Consider the following 18,958-nt stretch of genomic DNA (forward strand, 5'->3'; position numbering starts at 1 on the left):
TAGCTAGGTACACCCCCGATTCGGTGTGGGACACCACCGACAGGAGGCGGTGCCGGACGGAAAGCTTGACGGCATGACGAGCACCGCATCGCACTCCGCCACTCCGCCGCACGGGCGGCGCCTCCCCGGGAACCACGGGGGTGCTCCCGGGGGCGCGCTCCGCCCGGCGCCGGAGCCGGAGGGGGCGCTGCCGGGCGGGGCTTCGCCGGAGGGCACGCTGCCCGCCGGGGCCGGGCCCTGGGCGGTCCGCGTCGTCGATCCGGGCCGCGGCCGGGCCGCGCTGGAGCTGTACCAGCACGGCGAGTTGGCCGACGTCCTGGTCGACGCCCGGCTCACCCCGCAGCTGCTGCGCGGGGCTCGGCGCAGCGCCGCCGCCGGGCGGGGCCGGCACGTGCTCGCCTGGGGGCGGCTGGCGGCCGACGGTACGGCGCCCTCGGTGGTGTTCACCGGGCGGTGGTCGCTCCGGCCGTCCCGGTCCGGTCTCGTCGCGCAGGTGGTCACGGTGGCCGGGCGGTTCTGGCTCGCCTGGGCCGAGGGGTCGTTCCGCGCGGTGCTGGTCGAGCACCCCGCGGGCGGGCCGGCCGAGCGGCTGCCGCTGGAGCGGGTGCGGGAGCGGGAGTGGGGTCAGGAGCGTCGGGTCGGGGGTGCGGCATGAGCACGGCCGTCCTCTCCTCGCGAACCGGCTCTTCGTTCGTCCCGTCGTTCGCTGCTTCGTTCGCCGCTTCGTTCGTCCTGCCCGAGCGGTTCGCCCGGGTGCCGGCCATGGCGGCGGTCGCGCTGCTGCCCTGGCTGGCGGTCCTCGCCGTCTGCCACGAGACGCCGTGGGTGGTGCTCGACCTGGTGGAGTTCTCCGCCCTGCTCTCGCTGGACGCTCTGCTGCGCCGGCGCAGCCCCGCCGCACTGTGGGCGGGGGCGGCGGTGGCCCTGCTGCTCACCGGGGACGCGCTCGCCGACATCGCCTGCGCCGGCCCGGGCCACGCGGTGCTCGCGGCGCTGGTCATGGCGTGCTGCATCGAGCTGCCGCTCGCCGTGGTGTGCCTGCTGCTCGGCCCGGACGCGGCCGTACGGGCCTGAGGACGTACGGGTCTGAGGGCGTACGGGTCTGAGGGCGTACGGGCTCAGGCCTTGGTCGGCAGCTTGTCCATCAGCGCGCGGGTCTGATCGTCCAGCGGGGTGTAGGTGATCATCCGGGTCCCGAGCCGGGGGCTGAGCCAGAAGTTGGTGTACTCGCAGCTCAGCAGCCCGACGCCGGGCACCTGGAAGCGCTTGATGCCGTTGCCCGGCCGCATCACGTCGTGCCGCTGCCAGAGCTCCGCGAAGTCCGGCGAGGCCTTGAGCATCCGGGCCAGCAGCGCCTTCCAGGCCGGCTCCGAGCTGTGCTCGGCCATCGCCGAGCGGAACCTGGCCACCATGCCGAGGCGTTCGGTGCGGTAGTCGACCAGCACCTCCCGGAAGTGCGACGGCGTGAACGCCATCCACATCACGTTGCGGTCCTCGGGCGGCATCGCGGCGAGGTCGCCGACGATCCCGGTGTACGGCGCGTTGTACGCCAGCACGTCGTAGCGGGAGTTGACCACCTGGGCCGGGTACGGGGCCAGCTGTTCCAGCATCAGCCGCACGCTCGGGGTCACCGAGGGGCACTCCAGCACCGGCGCCGGGTCGTCCGCGGCGGCCAGGGTGAACAGGTGCGCGCGCTCGCTCGGGTCCAGCAGCAGCGCCCGGGCCACCGCGTCCAGCACCTGGGTGGACACCTGGATGTCCCGCCCCTGCTCCAGCCACGTGTACCAGGTCACCCCGACCGCGGCGAGCTGCGCGACCTCCTCCCGGCGCAGCCCCGGCGTCCGGCGGCGGCCGGTCATCGGCAGGCCGACCTGCTCGGGCGCGATGCGCTCGCGGCGGCTGCGCAGGAACGCGGCCAGCTCGTGCCGGCGGGCGTCGCCGGGGGTGGTGGCCGTACGGGCTTGCGCGGCGGGCGCCGGAGCCGTACGGGCTTGCGCGGCGGGGGTCATCAGGCTCATGCTCCCCAGCATGCGCCACTCGTCAGCCTGTTGCCAGGTACTTCTCATACCCGGATAACCTCACTCTGGTACCCGGGTACGGCGCAGCGGATCGTATGACCCGTGACCCGACAGCTCGCCCCCGCCCCCGCGCCCATCCGCACCGCCACCACCCACCACAGCCCCTCCCCCGCCGGCCCCGCCCTCGGCACCGCCGGGCTGGTCACCGTCCTGCTCGGGGCCTTCCTGCCGATGCTCGACTTCTTCATCGTCAACGTCGCCCTGCCGACCATCGACAAGGACCTGGCCGCCGGGCCCGCCGTCCTCGAACTGGTCGCCGCCGGCTACGGCATCGCCTTCGCCGTGCTGCTCGTCCTCGGCGGGCGCCTCGGCGACATCTTCGGCCGCCGCCGACTGTTCGTGGTCGGCGCCGCCGCGTTCGCCCTCACCTCGCTGACCTGCGGCCTCGCCCCCGACGCGTGGTCCCTGGTCGCCGCCCGGGCCGCCCAGGGCGCCTCGGCCGCGCTGCTGATCCCGCAGGTGCTCGGCACCATCACCGCCACCACCGAGGGCGCCGCGCGCGGCCGCGCGCTCAGCATCTACGGCGCGGTCGGCGGCATCTCGGTCGTGATCGGCCAGGTGCTCGGCGGGATGCTGGTCGCCGCCGACCTGTTCGGCACCGGCTGGCGCTCGGTCTTCCTGCTCAACGTGCCGTTCGCACTGCTCGCCGTGGTGACGGCGCTCCGCCACGTCCCGGAGAGCCGTGCCGCCCGGGCCGCCCGGGTCGACGTGCCCGGCACCGTCCTGCTCACCGCCACCCTGCTCGCCCTGCTCATCCCGCTGATGGAGGGCCGCGCCGCCGGCTGGCCGCTCTGGTCCTGGGTGCTGCTCGGCCTGTTCCCCGTCCTGGCCGCCGCCTTCGCCGTCGTCGAGCGCCGCGCCGAGCAGCGCGGCGGCACCCCGCTGGTGCCGCCGACCCTGCTGCGCATCCCCGAGATGCGGCGCGGCCTGGGCATCGCCCTCCCCTACTTCGCGGGCTTCGGCGGCTTCATGTTCGTCATCGCCGTCGCCCTGCAGCAGGGCCTCGGGCTCGGCCCGGTCGCGGCCGGGTGGGCGCTCGTCCCGATGGCCGCCGGCTACTTCACCGCCTCGCTCTCCGGCCCCCGCCTGATCGGCCGCTGGGGCAGCCGGGTGCTCAGCATCGGCGCCGCCGTCCAGGCCCTCGGCCTCGCCACCCTGGCCCTGACCGCGCTCGCCGACTGGGCGCACTTCTCCCCGCTGCGGATGGCCCCGGGCGTCGCCCTCGCGGGCATCGGGCAGGGCCTGATCGGCACCCCGCTGTTCCGGGTCGTCCTCTCCAAGGTGCCCGCCGCCCGGGCCGGCGTCGGCAGCGGCGTCCTCGCCACCAGCCAGCAGTCCAGCCTCGCCCTCGGCGTCGCCACCCTCGGCACCCTCTACCTGTCGCTCTCGCCCAGCCTCGGCATGGGCCGCGCGTTCGCCCTCTGCCTGGGCATCCAGCTCCTCGGCTCGTTCACCATCCTGTACCTGACCACCCGCCTCCCCCGGTCCATCGGCTGACCGGCCGGGCCTGCGGGCCCGGCACGAACGCACCTCGGGCGGCGGCCCCGTACGACGACCGGAAATCGGCACGCTCCACGGACGGGCCACCTGGTTCAATGATCCGTCCGCTACCGGCGGGCAGCGCGCCACCCCGTCGATCGGGCGGGCGCCCTCACCCAGGGGGGAACCTTGTCGTTGTCCTGGTCCTTCAGACCTTCCGACCCCAACCGCCGTGGGAGACACCGCCGTTGGACGGCGGCCACCGCGCTGATCGGCCTCGTGCTGCTGTCCGGCACCACGGCCGGGACGACGGCCGCGGCTCCGACGCCGGCCCCGCCGACGGCTGCGGCTGCGGCCCCGGCGGCCGGTTCGCCGACGACCGCGGCACCGGCCGAGCAGAGCTCGAAGTCCGCGGCGGCGGCGAGCGCCACGCTCCCGGGCCAGCTGAGCCTGGCCGGCGCCTTCGTCCCGGCCGGCCCGACCCGGCTGCTGGACACCCGCGACGGCACCGGCGGCGTCGTACGGCCGATCGGGCAGAGCCCGCTGATCCTCGACGTCTCCCAGGTCCCCGGCAACCCGTCCGTCAAGCCCACCGCCGTGGTGCTGAACGTGACGGTGACCAATCCGACCGGCGACAGCTACCTGTCGGTCTACCCGACCGGCGGCAACCGGCCCGCGACGTCCAACCTGAACTTCACCTGAACTTCGCACCCCACCAGACCGTGCCCAACCTGGTCACCGTCCCCGTCGGCACCGACGGCAGCATCGCCTTCTTCAACCACCTCGGCACCACCGACGTCATCGCCGACCTCGCCGGCTACTACAGCGCCGGCGACCAGCTCGGCCTGTCCGCGCTGGCCTTCGCCAGCCCGACCGTCGACGCCTCGGCCGCCCCGGCCCCGGTCACCGTCACGTGGACCGTCACCGACTCCGACCCGGCCGCCACCCAGACCGGCGGCTCGATCGTGATCCGCCAACAGGGCGACGCACCGGACACCTACGTCGGCCAGAGCTACGTGGTCGACTTCCTGCAGGGCAGCCAGGGCTACGGCGGCGCCACCTTCGTGTCGGGCGACGCGGCGAGCGCGACGTACAGCTACACCTTCGTCGTGCCGCGCTACGCCGGCTCGGCCACCGCGAAGTGGGCGGTCTCCCTCGTCTCCGTCTACGAGATCAACACCCAGCAGCGCCTGGTGCTGTCCGGGGCCGCGCTCGACGGCTTCGGCAAGGTGGTCACCGCCACCGAGCAGCCGTCCACCGTCACCGCGATCCAGCCGTCCGTCGACCTGAACCTCAACGGCCGCCCGCCGTACGCCTACGTCGGCGACAACTACTACCTCAGCTACAACGTCGGCATCCAGGAGCAGCAGTCCGGCTTCTGGAAGGGCACGATCACGCTGGCCGGGCCCGGCGGCGCGACGCTGAAGGGCTCCTTCGAGAACTCCACGTACAACGGCCAGCTGGGCTACCCGTGCCAGCAGAACGTCAACTACCCGACCTGCACCGCCCTCGTCCTGCTCCCCGCCGGGACACCGGCTGGGACGTGGAGCATCTCGTCCGTCTCCCTCACCAACAACGCGGGCCAGACGAAGTCCTTCACCCCGCAGAACCCCCGGCCGGTCACGGTCACCTCGAACGCCGCCGTCAGCGCCGACCAGTTCGGCACCACCCCGAACGAGCTGAACAGCTGGCAGCAGCCGGCGCCGTTCAAGGTGCTGATGCGGGTCCAGGGCGCGCAGAACGGCGTCCGGTCCATCGAGCTCTACTGGCAGGACCTCGGACGGTGCACCCAGCGCTCGACCGCCCCGTCGGTCGAGCCGGACGGCCGGTACTCGGTGCCGGCCACCCTGAGCCAGTCCAACAACGGCTCGCCCAACGCCTGCACCCTGGCCGGGATCGCCGTCACCGACGGCGCCGGGAACCTCGCCCTGTACGGCTCGGCCTTCGCCGCGCCGGACCCGGGCCTGTCGGTCAGGAGCATCCCGGACACCACGCCGCCGACCGTCACCTCGGCCGCGCTGAACGTCACCAGCCTCCCGCAGAGCCAGGCCGGTTCGCGGTCCGTCAACGTGATCGCGCAGGTCGTCAGCCAGACGGCGCCGGTCAACGGATTCAGCACTTACGTGTACGACGCCTCGGGCAAGGTCGTCGGCCAGACCTCCGGCGGCACCAGCGCCTCCCCCGACGGGACAGTGTCACTCGGCCTCTACCTCCCGTACGGGACGGCCGTCGGCACCTACACCGTCGGCTTCCGGATCACCGACACCGGGTGGCTCGGCACCTCCTACGGGATGCCCGACAGCCAGCCGGTACCCGGCGGCCCGCTCGTCCTGACGATCACCCAGGGGTGACCGGACCCGGACCCCGGTGACCCCGACGCGGCGCCGGCACCAGCCTCCTCGGCCGGTGCCGGCGCCGTTTGCTTCTCGCTGCTACCGGTGGAGTTCGTCCAGCCAGCCGCCGGACAGCGCCCGGACCCGTCTCGGCGCGCTCGACCTGCGGGTTGTGGCCGACGCCGTCGAGGACGGTCGCCGATCGCGCCCGGTCAGCGGCCCGGCACCCGGTAGAGGCGCGCGACGCGGCTCATACCCGGCCGCCCCAAAACAGTAGCCATGGACATAGTAGCCATGTACGGTATCCAGCGTGAGTTCACCACCTGAGGGCGCAACGGCAGGGTTCCTGGTCTGGCGTCTGTCGATGAAGTGGCGGGTGGCCGTCGACCGGGCGGTCGCGCCGCTGGGCCTGACCCACGCGCAGTACGCGGTGATGGCGTCGCTGTACGGCATGTCGCGGTCCGGGCTGCGGCCCAGCCAGCGCCGGCTCGCCGACCACACGGGGCTGGAGGCGCTGTACGTCTCCAAGCTCGCCCGTGCCCTGGAGGCCGGCGGGCTCGTCGCCCGCACCCGGGACCCGGACGACCCGCGCGCCATGCAGCTGTCGCTCACCGAGCAGGGCCACGACGTCACCCGCCGTGCGATCACCGTGGTCCAGGGCCTCCTGGACCAGCTGCTGGCGCCGCTCGGGGGCCAGGACAGCCCGCGCGCACGCCAGTTCACCAGCGACCTGGCGGCCCTGCTCGACGCACCTCTTGATCCGCCCACCGAGAACGACGAGGAGCAACCATGACCACTCCCACCGCCCCCGCGCCCACTGCCGTCAACGGCCGGGTCGTCGCCCTGGCGCACTACGCGGCGCGTGCCCTCCTGGAGGACGTGCTGGACCGCCACGGAGTCACCTTCCAGCACAGCGTGACGCTCCGGGTCGTCGCCGTCGCGGGCGGCGCCGCCACCCGGGACGCGCTCGTCCGCGACGTCACCGGCTCGCTGAAGGTCGACGAGTCAGTGGTGTACGGCGTGGTCGGAGAGCTGACGGCCGCGCAGCTGCTGGAGGAGGACCCGGCGGAGGCGTCCCGGCTGCGGCTCACGGACGCCGGCCGGGAGCTGTACGAACGCACCACCGCCGAGACCGCCGAGATCACCGCCCGCCTCTACGCCGACATCCCGGCCGAGGACCTCGCCGTCGCGGGCCGCGTGCTGACGCTGGTCACGGAACGCGCGAACGCCGAACTGGCCACAGCCGGGGGCGCGAACGCCTGAGTCCGCGTTTCGACGCGCGTTCCGTTCCGCGTTCCGATGCCCGTTCGATTCCATGGTGGCTTCCTTCGTACCCGGGGAATGATGACCCCATGACCTTCGTCCTGGCGTTCCTGCTCGCACTCGTGGCCGCCATCGTCGGCATCACCGTCTTCCTGGTGCGCCGGGAGCGGGCGCGGCGGCTCCACTCGGACGATGCGGAGGGGGCACTGATCGAGCAGCATCGGACCGCCCAGGCCGCCTCCATGCGGGCGAGCTATTCGAGCCTCGCCGTCCACAACGGCACCGGCCTGATGATCGACGAGGTGCACCGGCAGCAGCCCTGACGGCTCAGCCGCAGAGCGCGGTGTCCACGACGCTCTCCAGGTGCCGGGTGACGTCGTAGTCGGTCGGGACGGTGGTCACCGCGATGTTGACGGCACGGCCGTCGTCGGTGGCGCCGCCACGGGTCTCGTACCCGGGGATGTCGCCGCCGTGGCCCCAGTAGACCCCGCCGCAGGACAGCGGCCTGCTGAGGATCCCCAGTCCGGCGCCCGCACCGGTGTCCCCGATCGGGACGGTGGTGCGCATCTGGGCGAGTTGGGCCGCCGGGAGGAGGCGTCCGGGGACGAGCAGTTCGGTGAGGAAGCGGTTGAGGTCGGAGTCGGTGGAGATCATCTGCCCGGCCGCCCAGCCCGCCGAGGGGTCCATCTCGGTGAAGTCGCGCAGCGGCCCGTCGGCGGAGTCCTTGCGGTAGCCCTTGGGGTGGGGTTCGCGGATGGTCCGGTCGCCGACGGCCGGGAAGTAGGTGTGCCGCAGCCCGATCTTCCGGACGATGCGCCGGTCGATCTCCTCGGCGAGCGGGCGGCCGGTGACCTTCTGGACGATCAGGCCGGCGAGCACGTAGTTGGTGCTGCTGTAGCTGAACGTGGCGCCGGGGGCGAGTTCGGACTTCTGCCCGAAGGCGAGGTCCAGGAGTTCGCGGGGCTCGAAGTATCGGTGGCGGAGGGAGGCTTCGTCGAGGAGCCCTTCGTAGTCGGGCAACCCGCTGGTGTGCTGGAGGAGTTGGCGGACGGTGATGAGCCGCCCGTCGATGCCCTCGCCGCGGACCAGGCCGGGCAGCAAGGTGTCGACCTTGGCGTCGAGGTCGACCTTCCCCTCCCCGGCCAGTTGCAGGACGACGACGGCGGTGAAGGTCTTGGTGTTGCTGCCGATCCGCACCTGCCCGTCGACCGGCACCTTCGCTCCGGTGGCCAGGTCCCCCGCTCCTGCCGTGTAGTGCCGGGCCCGGCCGTCCCGGCCCTGCACGGTTGCCAGCGCGGCGGGCACCCCGTCCGCCCGCACCAGCGCGTCGAGCCCCTGCTGGACGGGGCCCGACCCGGTGGCGGCCGAGGCCGCGGGGGCCGCCAGGACACCGCCGGAGACGGCGACGGAGACGGCGACGGCGGCCGAGAGCGCCATGTGGCGGATCTTCCTACGCACGAGTCAACTCCTCTGGGATCGTGGGGAGGAGGGCCTCCCTGGTCACGATCGCCAGTCTGGTCGCACGGTTCGCAGGCGACCTCCCCCGATCGAGGGAGCACCTTCGCATTCCCGATCAGGGCCCGGCGGACCCCCGATCAGGGCCCGGCAGGCCCCCGATCAGGGCCGGGCGGGCCCGCGCAGCGGCAGTGTCCGGCTGTAGACGACGCTCGTGGTGGTGCTGCCGAAGCCGGCCAGCTCGTCCATGAGGGTCTCCAGGTGCTCCATGGAGGTCGCCGCGACCTTCAGGGTGTAGCAGTCGTCGCCGGTGGTGCGCAGGCACTCCAGGATCTCCCGCCGCTCGGCGAGCATCCGGCGCAGCGGCTCGTGGCGGTTGCCCGGGTACTTGAGCCGGACGACGGCGAGCACGGGGTAGCCGACCTTGGCCAGGTCCACCACGGCGTGGTAGCCGGTGATGACGCCCAGCGACTCCAGGTTCCGCACCCGTTCGGTGGTGGCGGACGGGCTGAGGTTCACCCGCCGCCCCAGCTCGCTGAGGGAGATCCGGGCCTCCCGCTGCAGCTGCTCGATGATCGCCCAGTCGGTTTCGTCAAGATTCATGGCCATGGCGCGAATCTACCGGGAGAACCACGGGAGAAAACCCCTCACGGCGGGAAGATCCCGTTCCGTCCGCCATGATCACGGGGATAGCCTCGGCGTATGCAACTTGGCGTCAACGTACCGAACTTCGGGCCCGGGACGGATCCCGGCGTGCTGCGCGAGTGGGCGAGGACGGTGGAGGGGCTCGGCTTCGACCTGCTCATGGTCTCGGACCACGTGGCGGTGACCCCGGACGTGGCCCAGCGGTACCCGGAGCCGTTCCACGAGCCGTTCACCACGCTGTCCTGGCTGGCCGGGATCACCACCGGCCTGCGGCTGGGCACCACCGTGCTCGTCCTGCCGTACCGGAACCCGCTGCTGGCGGCCCGGATGGCCGGCACCCTCGACCGGCTCAGCGGCGGCCGGTTCGTCCTCGGCGTGGGGGTCGGCTGGGCCCGGCAGGAGTTCGACGCGCTCGGCGTGCCGTTCGGCGCGCGCGGCAGGCTGACCGACGAGTACCTGGGCACGCTGCGGGAGGCCTGGCGCACGGGCGGCGGAGGCGGGCCGGTGCCGGTCTGGGTCGGCGGCCACAGCGAGGCGGCGCTCCGGCGGACGGTCCGCTTCGGCGACGCCTGGCACCCCCTTCGGCTCCCGCTCGACCGGATGCGGTCGGTGCTGGCCGAGCACCCGATGCCCGGGTTCGCGCCCCGCATCGCCCTGCGGCTGACCGCCGCGCCGGTCGACGAACCCGAGCGGCCGGCGGGCGTGGGCAGCATCGAGCAAGTCCTCGACGATCTCCACCAGTTGCGCGCCCTCGGCGCCGAGACCGTCGTGTTCGACCCCTACCACGGGGATCCGGAGGAGACCCGCCGGCCGCAGGCGGCCTGGCAGGACCTCACCACCGTGGCCACTCACTGGAAGGCGGCAACACCGTGATCACCGAAGCCGACGAGATCCTCCTGCGCCGCGCCGTCGCCATCGCGGCCCGCGCCGTCGCCCAGGGCGACGCCCCGTACGGCTCCCTGCTGGCCGGCCCGGACGGCGAGATCCTCGTCGAGGCCCGCAACACGGTGCGCCGCGACAAGGACATCACCGCCCACCCGGAGCTGAAGCTGGCCCGCTGGGCGGCCCGCGAGCTCGACCCGGACACGGCCGCACGCACCACGATGTACACCAGCTGCCAGCCGTGCGGGATGTGCGGCGGCGGCATCGTCCGGTCGGGCATCGGCCGGGTCGTGTACGCGCTGTCGACGGAGCAACTCGTCGCCCTCAACCCGGAGTCGGGCGCCTGGCCGACGGTGGCGCAGGAGGGCCCGGCCCTGTACGACGAGGCCCGCCTCGCCATCGAGACGTACTACCGGGCGAGTTGAGGGTTACGGGGTTACGGGGTTACGGGGCTACGGGGCTACGGGGCTACGGGCCTACGGGTCGATCCGAGGGCTTGCGGGCCGCGCGAGGCCGTGCAGCAGCTGGTCGACGTGGTCGGCCGCCAGGACGGGGGCGAGCGGCTGGTGGTCGACCAGGAGGCGGTACCAGAAGAGCCCGAAGAAGTGGTCGGTGGCGGCCTGCAGGTCGGCGGCGGGCGGGAGTTCGCCGCGCTGGACGCCACGGGCGAGCAGGGCGAGCACGACGGCGCGGCGGCTCTCCACCCATTCCCGGAAGGGCCCGGCGAAGGCGGGGTCGAGTTGGGCCTCCGCCATGAGGCCGCGCAGGGTCCGCACCCGCAGCGGGTGTGCGGTGACGCCGTACAGGGCGGTGGCGAAGGCGGTCAGGTCGCCGGCGAGTGAACCGGTGTCGGGTTCGGGCATCCGCTGCTCGACGGCGGTGCGGTAGCCGTCCATGACGAGGACCGCCTTCGACTTCCACCAGCGGTAGATGGTGCTCTTGGCGACGTCGGCGCGGGCGGCGATGCGTTCGATGGTGACGGCCTGGTAGCCGAGTTCCTCGACGAGTTCGATCGCGGCGGCCAGGACTGCGTCGTGGGCGTCCTGGCTGCGGATCCGGCCGCCGGTGCGGCGACTGTGGGTTTCTCCGGAAGACACCTCCTCACGCTAGCAGCGTGCTACCGTAAATCGAAACGCGACGGATCGTTTGAATTCAGGGGAGTGGATCGATCATGAGCGAGATCGTGGTGGCGCACGGCTACGGCGCGAGCGACGACAGCGTCTGGTTCCCGTACCTGACCGAGCAGTTGGCGAAGGCCGGCCACCGGGTCACCGTGCCCCGACTGCCGGACACCGAGGCCCCGCGCCTGGAGCCGTGGCGCAAGGCCTACGGCGAGGCGGCGCTCGCCGTAGGCCCGGCCGGATCCACCGTCCTGGTCGGGCACAGCATCGGCGGGGTCAACGTGCTGCGCTTCCTGGAGCAGCACGACCCCGAGGCGAACGGGGTGTTCGCGGGCGTGCTGCTGGTGGCGGCCTCCGCCCACGAGGTCGGCTACGACGCACTCGCCTCCTTCTTCGAGGGCGAGTTCGACTGGGAGCACATCCGCCGCACGGCCCGACAGTTCCGGATCCTCCAAGCCATCGACGACCCGGTCAACCAGCCCGACCCGACCGAGCACGTCCGCCTGTTCGTGCAGGGCCTCGGCGCGACCGCCGTCGTGACACCCACCGGCGGCCACTTCGGAGCCGCCCCGGACGACCACGTCGAGGTGCCGGAGGCCGTCCGCCTGGTCACGGAGCTGCTCGCGGCCTGACCCCCGACAGCGTCCCGGCGTCCCGTACCGCCCCTCCCGGGGGCGCGATACGGGACGTTCGCATGCCCGGCACCGACGCGAGCCGGCCGGGGCGGCCCCGAAGTGGCCGGCCGGGGCGTCAGTCCTGCGGCGGCTCGGACGCCAGCAGACTCGACGCGCGGGCCAGCAGGTCGATCAGCAGGTCCCGCTCCTCGGGGCTGAAGCCGTCGGCGATCCGCCGCTCGATCGCGACGGCCTCCGCGTCGGCCCGGGCGAGCAGCCGGCGCCCGTCGTCGGTGAGGAGCACCTCGACCACCTTGCGGTGCCAGGGGTGCGGCCGGCGGGTGATCAGCCCCTTCGCCTCCAGGTTGGCGAGCACGGTGGCGATGGTCTGCGGAGTGACCAGGCAGGCGCGGGCCAGCGCGGCGGCGGAGAGCCCCGGCTGGTCTTCGAGCATGTACAGCGCGGCGTACTGCGGCACCGTCAGCCCGAGCGGCCGGAGCGCGGCGTGCTTGGCCGCCATCAGCTCCTGCTCCACCCGCTTGATGTGCAGCCCGAGGCGTTCCGTGACCGGCATCTCCATGGGTCGATCGTACGTCACCGGATCGAACCCTGATTGATGACAGGGTTCTGTTACATGCCAGGGCTCTGCTATGTTTTCGCCATCGCTCGGCACCCCGCACCCGGAGGCACCCCTTGACCCCCTTGACCCCCTCGGCCCCCTCGACCCCCTTGAGCTCTCCGGCCGGCCCCGAACCGCTCGATCACGTCGTCGCCGGATCCGGCCCCGGCCTGGTGCTGATCCACGGCACCGGCGCCGACGCGACCTCGAACTGGGGACCACTCATCGACACGCTGCGCGACCGGTACACCGTCGTCGCCCCCAACCTGCCCGGCGCCGGCGCCACCCCCGCCGACCCCGCACCGATCGACCTCGACTCCCTCGCCGACCGCATCCTCGCCACCGCCCGGACCGCCGGACTGGAACGGTTCCACCTGGTCGGCCACTCCGTGGGGGCCGTCCTCGCCACCGCCGTGGCCGCCCGGCACCCCGACGCCGTGACCTCGCTCGCCCTGCACGCCGGATGGGTCAGGACGACCCCGCGCGAAGCCTTCATGTTCGACCTGTGGGCACACCTGCTCCGCACCGACCCGGCCCTGCTGGCCCGCCACCTGGTCCTCACCGCGATGGGGCCCGGCCTCCTCGACACCCTCGACGAGGCCCAGTTCGCCGAACTGGCCGCGGGCTTCACCGCCATGCTCGACGAGCGCATCCTCGGCCAGATGGAACTCGACACCCGCATCGACCTGCGCGATGCGGTCGGCCGGATCACCGCCCCCACCCTCGTCCTGGCCAGCGCCGACGACCAGATCCTCCCGCCCCACCACCAGCGCCAACTGGCCGCCGCCATCCACCAGGCCGACTACCTGGAGGTCCCCGGCGGCCACGGCCTGCCGTTCGAGGACCCGGCCCGCTTCTTCTCGCTCATCACCGCGTACGTGGACGAGCGTCAGGCACAAGCCCGCCCCTGAAGTGCACCGGCAGCTCCGTCACATTCCCCCGCCGGGATCCGTCGGTGAAGCAGCACCGCCTACCGACGGAAGGACCACCCCATGCTGACGAACATCATGTACGTGACGATCCCGGTCACCGACCAGGACCGCGCGCTGCACTTCTACACGGAACAGCTCGGCCTGGAGAAGCGCATCGACCACCCCGGGCCCGACGGACGCTTCCTCACCCTGGGCGTCCCCGGCAGCCCGGTGGAGATCATCCTCTGGTCCCAGGCCCCCGCTTCCGAGCAGCCCGCCGAACCGAAGCCGGGCCCGGCGATCGGCCCGGTCTTCCTCGAATCGGACGACCTGCGGGCGGACTTCGAGGTGCTCCGCGACCGCGGGGTGACCTTCGACCAGCCCGAACCGGAGGACTACGGATTCGGGATCCGCATCGAAGCCCTGGACCCGGACGGCAACCGGATCTCCCTGCGCCAGCGCCCGGACCGGCAGAACGACACGACCGCCTGACCGCTCGACACGAAGACCGAAAACTTTTTCTCCCGGGACCGATGAGTCCAGGCGGTGGCGGCAGTCCAACCCGAGAAAGCAACGACAGCCGACCCGGGGAGACCTGAAATGTCCAGCACCGCCACCGCCGCCCCCTCCTCTGCCCCCTCCTCCGCCTCCACCTCCACCTCCGCCACGAAGTCCGGCAAGGCGCTGGTCCGGACCGTCTGGACCCTGCGGATCCTGCTCGCGCTCTTCTTCGCCCTGGCCAGCGCGCTGCCCAAGCTGCTCGCACTCCCCGCCGCCACGACCGTCTTCGACGCCATCGGCGTGGGCCACTGGTTCATGTACCTGACCGGACTGATCGAGCTCGCCGGAGCCGTCGGCCTGCTGGTCCGCCGACTGGCCGGGCCGGCCGCGACGGCACTGATCGTCTTCCTGGCGTTCGCGTTCGTCACCCAGCTCACCGCGATGCACGGCGAGAACGCCGGAACCCCGTTCATCTTCATGGCGCCACTGGCCGTCATCGCCTGGAACCAGCGCGCCGCGACCGCCGAACTGCTCAACCGCCGAAACTGAAAAGCACTTGGTCCGACCTCGTCATCAGTCCGACAATCGCCGGATGACCGATGACCAGAGCGAGTTCCAGCGGCGCCGCGCGGCCCGCATGTCCTGCCAGCGGTTCCTCTCCGGCGGCCGCGCCATCAGCATCCGCGAGCGCCTCACCCAACTCGCCGCCCTGGACGGCCTGGACACCTACCCCGACTTCTACGGAACGGACGGCCCGGTACGGCAACTGGAGGAGCGGACCGCCGCGCTGCTCGGAAAGGAAGACGCGGTCTTCTTCCCCACCGGCACCATGGCGCAGCAGGTCGCCCTCCGCTACCACGCGGAACGCACCGGCAACCCGGCCGTCGCCCTCCACCCGCTCAGCCACCTCGAACGCCACGAACGCCACGCCTACACCCAGCTCACCGGCCTGCGCGGCCTCTGGCCCACCACCGAGCGCCGCCACCCCACGGCCGACGAACTCCGCGCGCTCGGCGAACCGTTCGGCACCCTCACGGTCGAACTCCCGCTCCGCGACGCCGGCTACCTCCTCCCCACCTGGGACGAGCTGACCGAACTCGTCGCCGCGGCCCGCGAAACCGGCGCCCGGGTGCACGTCGACGGCGCCCGCCTCTGGACCACCACCGTCCACTTCGACAAGCAGCTCGACGAGATCGCCGCCCTCGCCGACAGCGTCTACGTCTCCTTCTACAAGGACCTGGGAGGCCTGAGCGGAGCCGCTCTCGCCGGCGACGCCGCCCTCACCGCCTACGCCCGCACCTGGCGCCACCGCTACGGCGGCCAGCTCTTCCAGCAGTGGCCGGCCGCCCTCGCCGCCCTCCACGGCCTGGACACCGTCCTCCCCCACATCCCTGCCTACACCCGCCACGCCGCCACCCTCGCCCCCGCCCTGGCCGCACTGCCGGGCGCCCGCCTCCACCCGGAGACCCCGGCGACCCACGAGTTCCAACTCTGGCTCCCCCACCCGGCAAAGGCCCTCAACGCCGCCCACCTGACGCTCGCCGAACAGGAAGGCACCTGGTTCGTCTCCCACTGGGAGGACGCCGCCCCCGGCCTCGCCATGGCCGAAGTCACCCTCAGCGCCCCGGCCCAGGCATGGACGGCGGAGGAAGTGACCGAGGTCGGCCTGCGCTTCCTGGAGCTCGCCGCTAAGGCCTGACCGCAGGGATCTCCCGCGGCAACCGGGGCGAGGGCTGCGCGGATCAGGTCCGCGACATCGGGGATGTCGAGGCCGAGTTCGCGCAGCCAGTGAGCCGTCTCGGCGAGGGGAAGGCGGGCCCGCCGGGCGATCGCCACAAGATCAGGCAGGAGACGGGGCTGCCGCTGACTTCGTTGTGGGTGCTGCGCCGTTCCATCCCCGCCCGTCCCGATGTCCCTGCCCGCGTGCCGGAAATCCTAGAAGCCGGGAGACGGCCGCGGAGGCGATACGAAGCAATCAAACGGTTCGCGACCACACCCCCCTTTGTGTCAGACTGACGATATGAGCGAGATGCACGTGGGGGACCCTGCCGCCGTCCGCAGCCGCGAGGAGCTGGCCGCGCTGATGGCCGATGGGGTGCACCCGAAGTGGGTGATGTTCTGGGGGCACACCGCGCGCAAGGGCGGCGGCACCCGGCAGGAGTGCCTGAGCCAGTGGTGGCCGGGCGAGTTCACCGTCGACGGCGTGACGTACGCGTCCGCCGAGCACTGGATGATGGCCGGCAAGGCCCGGATGTTCGGGGACGCGGCCGTCGAGCAGCAGGTGCTGGCGGCCCGGACGCCCGCCGAGGCGAAGAACCTGGGGCGGCTGGTCAAGGGCTTCGACGACGAGACGTGGGCCGCCGGGCGCTTCGAGCTGGTGGTGGCGGGCAACGTCGCGAAGTTCGGGCAGGACGAGTCGCTGCGCGCGTACCTGCTGGGCACGGGTGGCCGGGTGCTGGTCGAGGCCAGCCCGGTGGACCGGATCTGGGGCATCGGGCTCGCGGCCGACGACATCCGGGCGCAGCGGCCCGCCGAGTGGCGCGGGCTGAACCTGCTGGGCTTCGCGCTGATGGAGGCCCGGGCGCGGCTGGGCGCGTGAGCACGGTCGCGCCGCTGCTGGACGGGGCGGTGGTGGTCTCGGCCGCCGCCTCCCTGGCCCTGGTGCCACGGGTGCTGCGTGCCGGGCCCCGGCCCGGCCGCGGGGGAAGGAGCCGCGGGGGAAGGCTCGGCCCGGAGGCGGCCCTGGCCGCCGCCGTCGCGCTCGTCCACCTCAACCAGGTGCTGGTCGCCGTCTACGTGAACCGGGTGCACGGCGGGGACGCCTCGTTCGTCGCCCGCTACCTGCCGCCGGGCTGGTTCGACGTCCCCCGCCTCGACTCCCTCGCCGCCCGCTTCCCCGCGCCCGAGCTGCTGGCGCCCTCCGTCCTGCGGGTGCAGGCCTTCCTCGAACTGCCGCTGGTCCTGCTGGCGTTCGTGTCGGTCGTCCGACGGCTGGACCGGGCGCTGTACGTCCGGCTGGCCCGTTCGCCGCTGGTCCCGCTCGCCGCCGTCTCGTACACGGTGGCGTTCTGTGCGATCGAGTGGGCCTTGCGGAACCCGTACACCGTGGACGACCTGGTGCTGCGCGTGCTCTCGGCCGTCGCCGCGCCGCCGCTGATCTCCTGCCTCGCCGCGCGGGAGCCCACCACGCCGAGCGCACCGCGCCGCAACCCGTTCCTCTTCGCGCTCGACCTGTGGGCGTACGGCCAGCTGATGCTGGTGCTGTACGACACCGCGCTGCTCTACAACCTGGCCCGGCTGGGCGACCATCTCCTCGCCGCCGCGGCCGCGTTGGCGGTCCTCGTCACGACCCGCCTCGTCGACCGCTCCGCCGACCGCCCAGCCGACCGCTCCACAGCACCGCCGGCCGGCCCGTACGTCACGACGCTCACGGCGACCATCGGCCGGGCGCTGGCGCTCTTCCTGGTGCCCGCCCTCTCGATCCGCTACGCGCAGACCTTCGCCTCGCCCCGACTCGCGGCGCTGGCAGGCCTGGTGGTGATCGGCGCGGCCGCCCGGCGGGACGTCCTGCGGCTGCTCCTGCCCGCCCTCGCAGGCGCTGCCGTCGGCTACGCCGTCGCCGTCCTCGCCCCGGGCCCGTACTACGAGGCGACCCTCCTCCGGAGCGCGACCGGCGCACTTCTTGCCACGACCGCCCTCTGCGCGCTCCTTGACACCAGTCGGGCACGACTGGTCGTGCGCTCTTAACTCCCCAGCCACATACCGACGCCAGGATGTCCTGCAGTCAGGGTCTGGATGGACAGGTTGGGGCGATCATGCGCATGCGCTCGACGGCACAATCCGTAGGCCAGCAGCCGGAGGGCGAGCAACAGGCCGCCGAACTCCGCGCCGAGCTGGACGAGTTACTCCGCGCGAGCCGCTACGCGAGCCAGCGTGAACGGCGGCTGAACGAGGCGATCAGAGCGACCCCGGGCCGCCAGCGGCCGGACGCGGACCTCCTGCGGCAGCTCGCCCAGGCCCGCACCCTCCGCGAGGGACTGGGCGCCCGCTGCCTCCAACTCAGCGACCAGCTGCAGGCGTTGGAGACCGGCCTCAGACACCGACAACAGCAGCAGCAACACCAGCCCCGGCAGCAGGACCCGCACCACCCGGAGCCGGCCCCCGAGCCGGAGCCGCTACCGGCACCGCCGCCCCGGCCCGAGCCGCAGCAGACCCCACCGCCCCCCGCCCGCCCCGACCTCGGCGCCCTCACCGAGCGGATCACCGCCCTCCACCGCAACGGCGCCCTCCCCGAGGCCACCGAGCTGCTGGACCAGGCCGCCGCCCGCCTCACTCCCGCCGACGCGGCCCTGCTGGTCGGCATGCTGGCCCGGTACGGGCCGACCGGCGCCTCCCTCCACCTCGCCCGCGCCGCCGCGCGGTCCGCCCCCGAGCACGCCGTCGCCGTCCTGGCGGAGCTGCGCGAACTGGGCCTGGCCGAGGAGGCCGCCGAGCTGTTCCACGCCTTCTGGGCCTACCCGGCGACGGCCGTCCCCGGGCTCCTCTCGGCCTTGGAGCGGGCCGGGCAGAACGCCGACGGTGCGACGCTGCTCTGGGAGTGGGGCTCGGCGCCGACGCCCGAGCTGACCTCCCTCGCCGCCTGCCTCCAGCAGCACGGCCGGCCCGCCGATGTCCGGACCCTGCTGCGCCAGGCCGCCGGGCGGCCGACGGCCGACCTCGCCGACCTCGCCGCCGCCCTGCCGCCCGCGCTCGCCACCGCCCTGCTGCACGAGCTGGTGGCGCTCCGCCCGCCGGTCGAACTCGTCCGCCTGGCAGCCGCGTTGGACGTCGCCGGCAGCCGGGAGCTGTACGGGCAGCTGCTCGGCGGCCTGCTCGCCGAGGAGGCCCGCCACCGCACCACCCTCGCCGCCCTCCGTACCGCCGGCCTGCCGACCGCCCCGCCCTCCGCACCCCGCTCCCGCTGGGGACGGCGCTGACAACTCGCCCGCCCCGGTCGCAGCCCCCGTCCACACGCCCCCGGAACAGCAGCCCCCGGAACAGCAGGGAGCCCCCGCCCG

23 protein-coding genes are annotated in these 18,958 nt (G+C 73.2%); 18 read left to right on the forward strand and 5 right to left on the reverse strand.

Translation table 11 applies throughout. The features are described from left to right. Nucleotides 1-73: 73 nt before the first annotated feature. Together OP86_RS35740 and OP86_RS33460 are read left to right on the forward strand one after the other, a co-directional pair. Nucleotides 74-655, forward strand: coding sequence for a hypothetical protein (locus OP86_RS35740; protein ID WP_030258285.1), 582 nt, complete (start codon nucleotides 74-76; stop codon nucleotides 653-655). Then, the gene (locus OP86_RS33460) at nucleotides 652-1,074 is read left to right on the forward strand and encodes a hypothetical protein (protein ID WP_051829911.1); all 423 of its coding nucleotides are present in this window, start codon (nucleotides 652-654) and stop codon (nucleotides 1,072-1,074) included. The genes OP86_RS35740 and OP86_RS33460 overlap by 4 nt, the downstream gene beginning before the upstream one ends. 44 nt (nucleotides 1,075-1,118) lie before the next feature. Here OP86_RS33460 and OP86_RS10085 read toward each other — a convergent pair whose 3' ends face one another. Further along, nucleotides 1,119-2,009, reverse strand: coding sequence for a helix-turn-helix transcriptional regulator (locus OP86_RS10085; protein WP_030258282.1), 891 nt, complete (start codon nucleotides 2,007-2,009; stop codon nucleotides 1,119-1,121). A gap of 111 nt (nucleotides 2,010-2,120) precedes the next feature. Here OP86_RS10085 and OP86_RS10090 point away from each other — a divergent pair, with 111 nt between their 5' ends. The 6 genes from OP86_RS10090 (at nucleotide 2,121) to OP86_RS10115 (ending at nucleotide 7,476) form a co-directional block, all read left to right on the forward strand. Then, nucleotides 2,121-3,575 (forward strand): MFS transporter, encoded by a 1,455-nt coding sequence (locus OP86_RS10090; RefSeq protein WP_078588931.1) that lies wholly within the window; start codon nucleotides 2,121-2,123, stop codon nucleotides 3,573-3,575. A 177-nt stretch (nucleotides 3,576-3,752) separates the two neighbouring features. Then, nucleotides 3,753-4,259 carry a hypothetical protein gene (locus tag OP86_RS37410; RefSeq protein ID WP_199815199.1) on the forward strand — a complete coding sequence of 169 codons (507 nt, stop codon included), beginning with the start codon at nucleotides 3,753-3,755 and terminating at the stop codon, nucleotides 4,257-4,259. Between the two features lie 20 nt (nucleotides 4,260-4,279). Further along, on the forward strand, nucleotides 4,280-5,908 hold the full coding sequence (locus tag OP86_RS10100) for a hypothetical protein (RefSeq protein WP_030061211.1): 1,629 nt from the start codon (nucleotides 4,280-4,282) through the stop codon (nucleotides 5,906-5,908). 292 nt (nucleotides 5,909-6,200) lie between these two features. Continuing rightward, on the forward strand, nucleotides 6,201-6,683 hold the full coding sequence (locus tag OP86_RS10105; protein WP_030061212.1) for a MarR family winged helix-turn-helix transcriptional regulator: 483 nt from the start codon (nucleotides 6,201-6,203) through the stop codon (nucleotides 6,681-6,683). Next, entirely contained in the window at nucleotides 6,680-7,153 is a 474-nt protein-coding gene (locus OP86_RS10110; protein ID WP_030061213.1) for a MarR family winged helix-turn-helix transcriptional regulator, read from the forward strand. Before OP86_RS10105 ends, OP86_RS10110 begins: the two co-directional genes overlap by 4 nt. Nucleotides 7,154-7,242: 89 nt before the next feature. Continuing rightward, nucleotides 7,243-7,476 (forward strand): hypothetical protein, encoded by a 234-nt coding sequence (locus OP86_RS10115; RefSeq protein WP_030061214.1) that lies wholly within the window; start codon nucleotides 7,243-7,245, stop codon nucleotides 7,474-7,476. Nucleotides 7,477-7,480: 4 nt separating this feature from the next. On the opposite strand, the gene OP86_RS10120 is transcribed toward OP86_RS10115, so the two are convergent. Then, entirely contained in the window at nucleotides 7,481-8,590 is a 1,110-nt protein-coding gene (locus OP86_RS10120; protein WP_030061215.1) for a serine hydrolase domain-containing protein, read from the reverse strand. A 180-nt stretch (nucleotides 8,591-8,770) separates the two neighbouring features. Further along, on the reverse strand, nucleotides 8,771-9,217 hold the full coding sequence (locus OP86_RS10125) for an Lrp/AsnC family transcriptional regulator (RefSeq protein ID WP_030061216.1): 447 nt from the start codon (nucleotides 9,215-9,217) through the stop codon (nucleotides 8,771-8,773). 93 nt (nucleotides 9,218-9,310) lie between these two features. Between OP86_RS10125 and OP86_RS10130 the strand changes: the two genes are divergently transcribed. Together OP86_RS10130 and OP86_RS10135 are read left to right on the forward strand one after the other, a co-directional pair. Further along, entirely contained in the window at nucleotides 9,311-10,126 is an 816-nt protein-coding gene (locus tag OP86_RS10130; protein ID WP_030258272.1) for an LLM class flavin-dependent oxidoreductase, read from the forward strand. Next, nucleotides 10,123-10,560, forward strand: coding sequence for a nucleoside deaminase (locus tag OP86_RS10135; protein ID WP_030061219.1), 438 nt, complete (start codon nucleotides 10,123-10,125; stop codon nucleotides 10,558-10,560). Before OP86_RS10130 ends, OP86_RS10135 begins: the two co-directional genes overlap by 4 nt. A gap of 51 nt (nucleotides 10,561-10,611) precedes the next feature. On the opposite strand, the gene OP86_RS10140 is transcribed toward OP86_RS10135, so the two are convergent. Next, nucleotides 10,612-11,232 (reverse strand): TetR/AcrR family transcriptional regulator, encoded by a 621-nt coding sequence (locus OP86_RS10140; RefSeq protein WP_051829912.1) that lies wholly within the window; start codon nucleotides 11,230-11,232, stop codon nucleotides 10,612-10,614. A 74-nt stretch (nucleotides 11,233-11,306) separates the two neighbouring features. Here OP86_RS10140 and OP86_RS33465 point away from each other — a divergent pair, with 74 nt between their 5' ends. Beyond that, entirely contained in the window at nucleotides 11,307-11,888 is a 582-nt protein-coding gene (locus OP86_RS33465) for an RBBP9/YdeN family alpha/beta hydrolase (RefSeq protein WP_051829913.1), read from the forward strand. Between the two features lie 118 nt (nucleotides 11,889-12,006). Here the strand turns inward: OP86_RS33465 and OP86_RS10150 are convergent, their stop codons facing one another. After that, nucleotides 12,007-12,450, reverse strand: coding sequence for a MarR family winged helix-turn-helix transcriptional regulator (locus OP86_RS10150; RefSeq protein ID WP_234434978.1), 444 nt, complete (start codon nucleotides 12,448-12,450; stop codon nucleotides 12,007-12,009). A gap of 149 nt (nucleotides 12,451-12,599) precedes the next feature. Between OP86_RS10150 and OP86_RS10155 the strand changes: the two genes are divergently transcribed. From OP86_RS10155 to OP86_RS10185, 7 genes are all read left to right on the forward strand, one after another. Further along, nucleotides 12,600-13,400, forward strand: coding sequence for an alpha/beta fold hydrolase (locus OP86_RS10155; RefSeq protein ID WP_030061223.1), 801 nt, complete (start codon nucleotides 12,600-12,602; stop codon nucleotides 13,398-13,400). A gap of 81 nt (nucleotides 13,401-13,481) precedes the next feature. After that, nucleotides 13,482-13,892, forward strand: a complete 411-nt coding sequence (locus tag OP86_RS10160; RefSeq protein ID WP_030061224.1) for a VOC family protein — start codon at nucleotides 13,482-13,484, stop codon at nucleotides 13,890-13,892. 108 nt (nucleotides 13,893-14,000) lie between these two features. Continuing rightward, nucleotides 14,001-14,450 carry a DoxX family protein gene (locus OP86_RS10165; RefSeq protein ID WP_030061225.1) on the forward strand — a complete coding sequence of 150 codons (450 nt, stop codon included), beginning with the start codon at nucleotides 14,001-14,003 and terminating at the stop codon, nucleotides 14,448-14,450. Between the two features lie 43 nt (nucleotides 14,451-14,493). Then, nucleotides 14,494-15,600, forward strand: coding sequence for a threonine aldolase family protein (locus OP86_RS10170; protein WP_030061226.1), 1,107 nt, complete (start codon nucleotides 14,494-14,496; stop codon nucleotides 15,598-15,600). Between the two features lie 321 nt (nucleotides 15,601-15,921). Next, nucleotides 15,922-16,500 (forward strand): riboflavin biosynthesis intermediates N-glycosidase, encoded by a 579-nt coding sequence (locus OP86_RS10175; RefSeq protein WP_078589525.1) that lies wholly within the window; start codon nucleotides 15,922-15,924, stop codon nucleotides 16,498-16,500. After that, nucleotides 16,497-17,648: a hypothetical protein gene (locus tag OP86_RS10180; RefSeq protein ID WP_030061228.1), complete on the forward strand. Its 1,152-nt coding sequence runs from the start codon at nucleotides 16,497-16,499 to the stop codon at nucleotides 17,646-17,648. The genes OP86_RS10175 and OP86_RS10180 overlap by 4 nt, the downstream gene beginning before the upstream one ends. Nucleotides 17,649-17,716: 68 nt before the next feature. Continuing rightward, nucleotides 17,717-18,877, forward strand: coding sequence for a hypothetical protein (locus tag OP86_RS10185; RefSeq protein WP_157849709.1), 1,161 nt, complete (start codon nucleotides 17,717-17,719; stop codon nucleotides 18,875-18,877). The last annotated feature ends 81 nt before the right edge of the window (nucleotides 18,878-18,958 follow it).

This window comes from Streptomyces novaecaesareae, from assembly GCF_000716875.1.
GTDB classification, from domain to species: domain Bacteria; phylum Actinomycetota; class Actinomycetes; order Streptomycetales; family Streptomycetaceae; genus Kitasatospora; species Kitasatospora novaecaesareae.

Excerpts from the sequence above, each read along its gene's own strand:
- OP86_RS10160 (WP_030061224.1), top strand. The coding sequence starts at position 13,482 with ATGCTGACGAACATCATGTACGTGACGATCCCGGTCACCGACCAGGAC.
- OP86_RS10165 (WP_030061225.1), top strand. The coding sequence starts at position 14,001 with ATGTCCAGCACCGCCACCGCCGCCCCCTCCTCTGCCCCCTCCTCCGCC.
- OP86_RS33460 (WP_051829911.1), top strand. The coding sequence starts at position 652 with ATGAGCACGGCCGTCCTCTCCTCGCGAACCGGCTCTTCGTTCGTCCCG.
- OP86_RS10085 (WP_030258282.1), bottom strand. The coding sequence starts at position 2,009 with ATGACCCCCGCCGCGCAAGCCCGTACGGCTCCGGCGCCCGCCGCGCAA.
- OP86_RS10170 (WP_030061226.1), top strand. The coding sequence starts at position 14,494 with ATGACCGATGACCAGAGCGAGTTCCAGCGGCGCCGCGCGGCCCGCATG.
- OP86_RS10110 (WP_030061213.1), top strand. The coding sequence starts at position 6,680 with ATGACCACTCCCACCGCCCCCGCGCCCACTGCCGTCAACGGCCGGGTC.
- OP86_RS10150 (WP_234434978.1), bottom strand. The coding sequence starts at position 12,450 with ATGGAGATGCCGGTCACGGAACGCCTCGGGCTGCACATCAAGCGGGTG.
- OP86_RS10125 (WP_030061216.1), bottom strand. The coding sequence starts at position 9,217 with ATGGCCATGAATCTTGACGAAACCGACTGGGCGATCATCGAGCAGCTG.
- OP86_RS10120 (WP_030061215.1), bottom strand. The coding sequence starts at position 8,590 with ATGGCGCTCTCGGCCGCCGTCGCCGTCTCCGTCGCCGTCTCCGGCGGT.
- OP86_RS35740 (WP_030258285.1), top strand. The coding sequence starts at position 74 with ATGACGAGCACCGCATCGCACTCCGCCACTCCGCCGCACGGGCGGCGC.
- OP86_RS10115 (WP_030061214.1), top strand. The coding sequence starts at position 7,243 with ATGACCTTCGTCCTGGCGTTCCTGCTCGCACTCGTGGCCGCCATCGTC.
- OP86_RS10130 (WP_030258272.1), top strand. The coding sequence starts at position 9,311 with ATGCAACTTGGCGTCAACGTACCGAACTTCGGGCCCGGGACGGATCCC.
- OP86_RS33465 (WP_051829913.1), top strand. The coding sequence starts at position 11,307 with ATGAGCGAGATCGTGGTGGCGCACGGCTACGGCGCGAGCGACGACAGC.
- OP86_RS10185 (WP_157849709.1), top strand. The coding sequence starts at position 17,717 with ATGCGCATGCGCTCGACGGCACAATCCGTAGGCCAGCAGCCGGAGGGC.
- OP86_RS10175 (WP_078589525.1), top strand. The coding sequence starts at position 15,922 with ATGAGCGAGATGCACGTGGGGGACCCTGCCGCCGTCCGCAGCCGCGAG.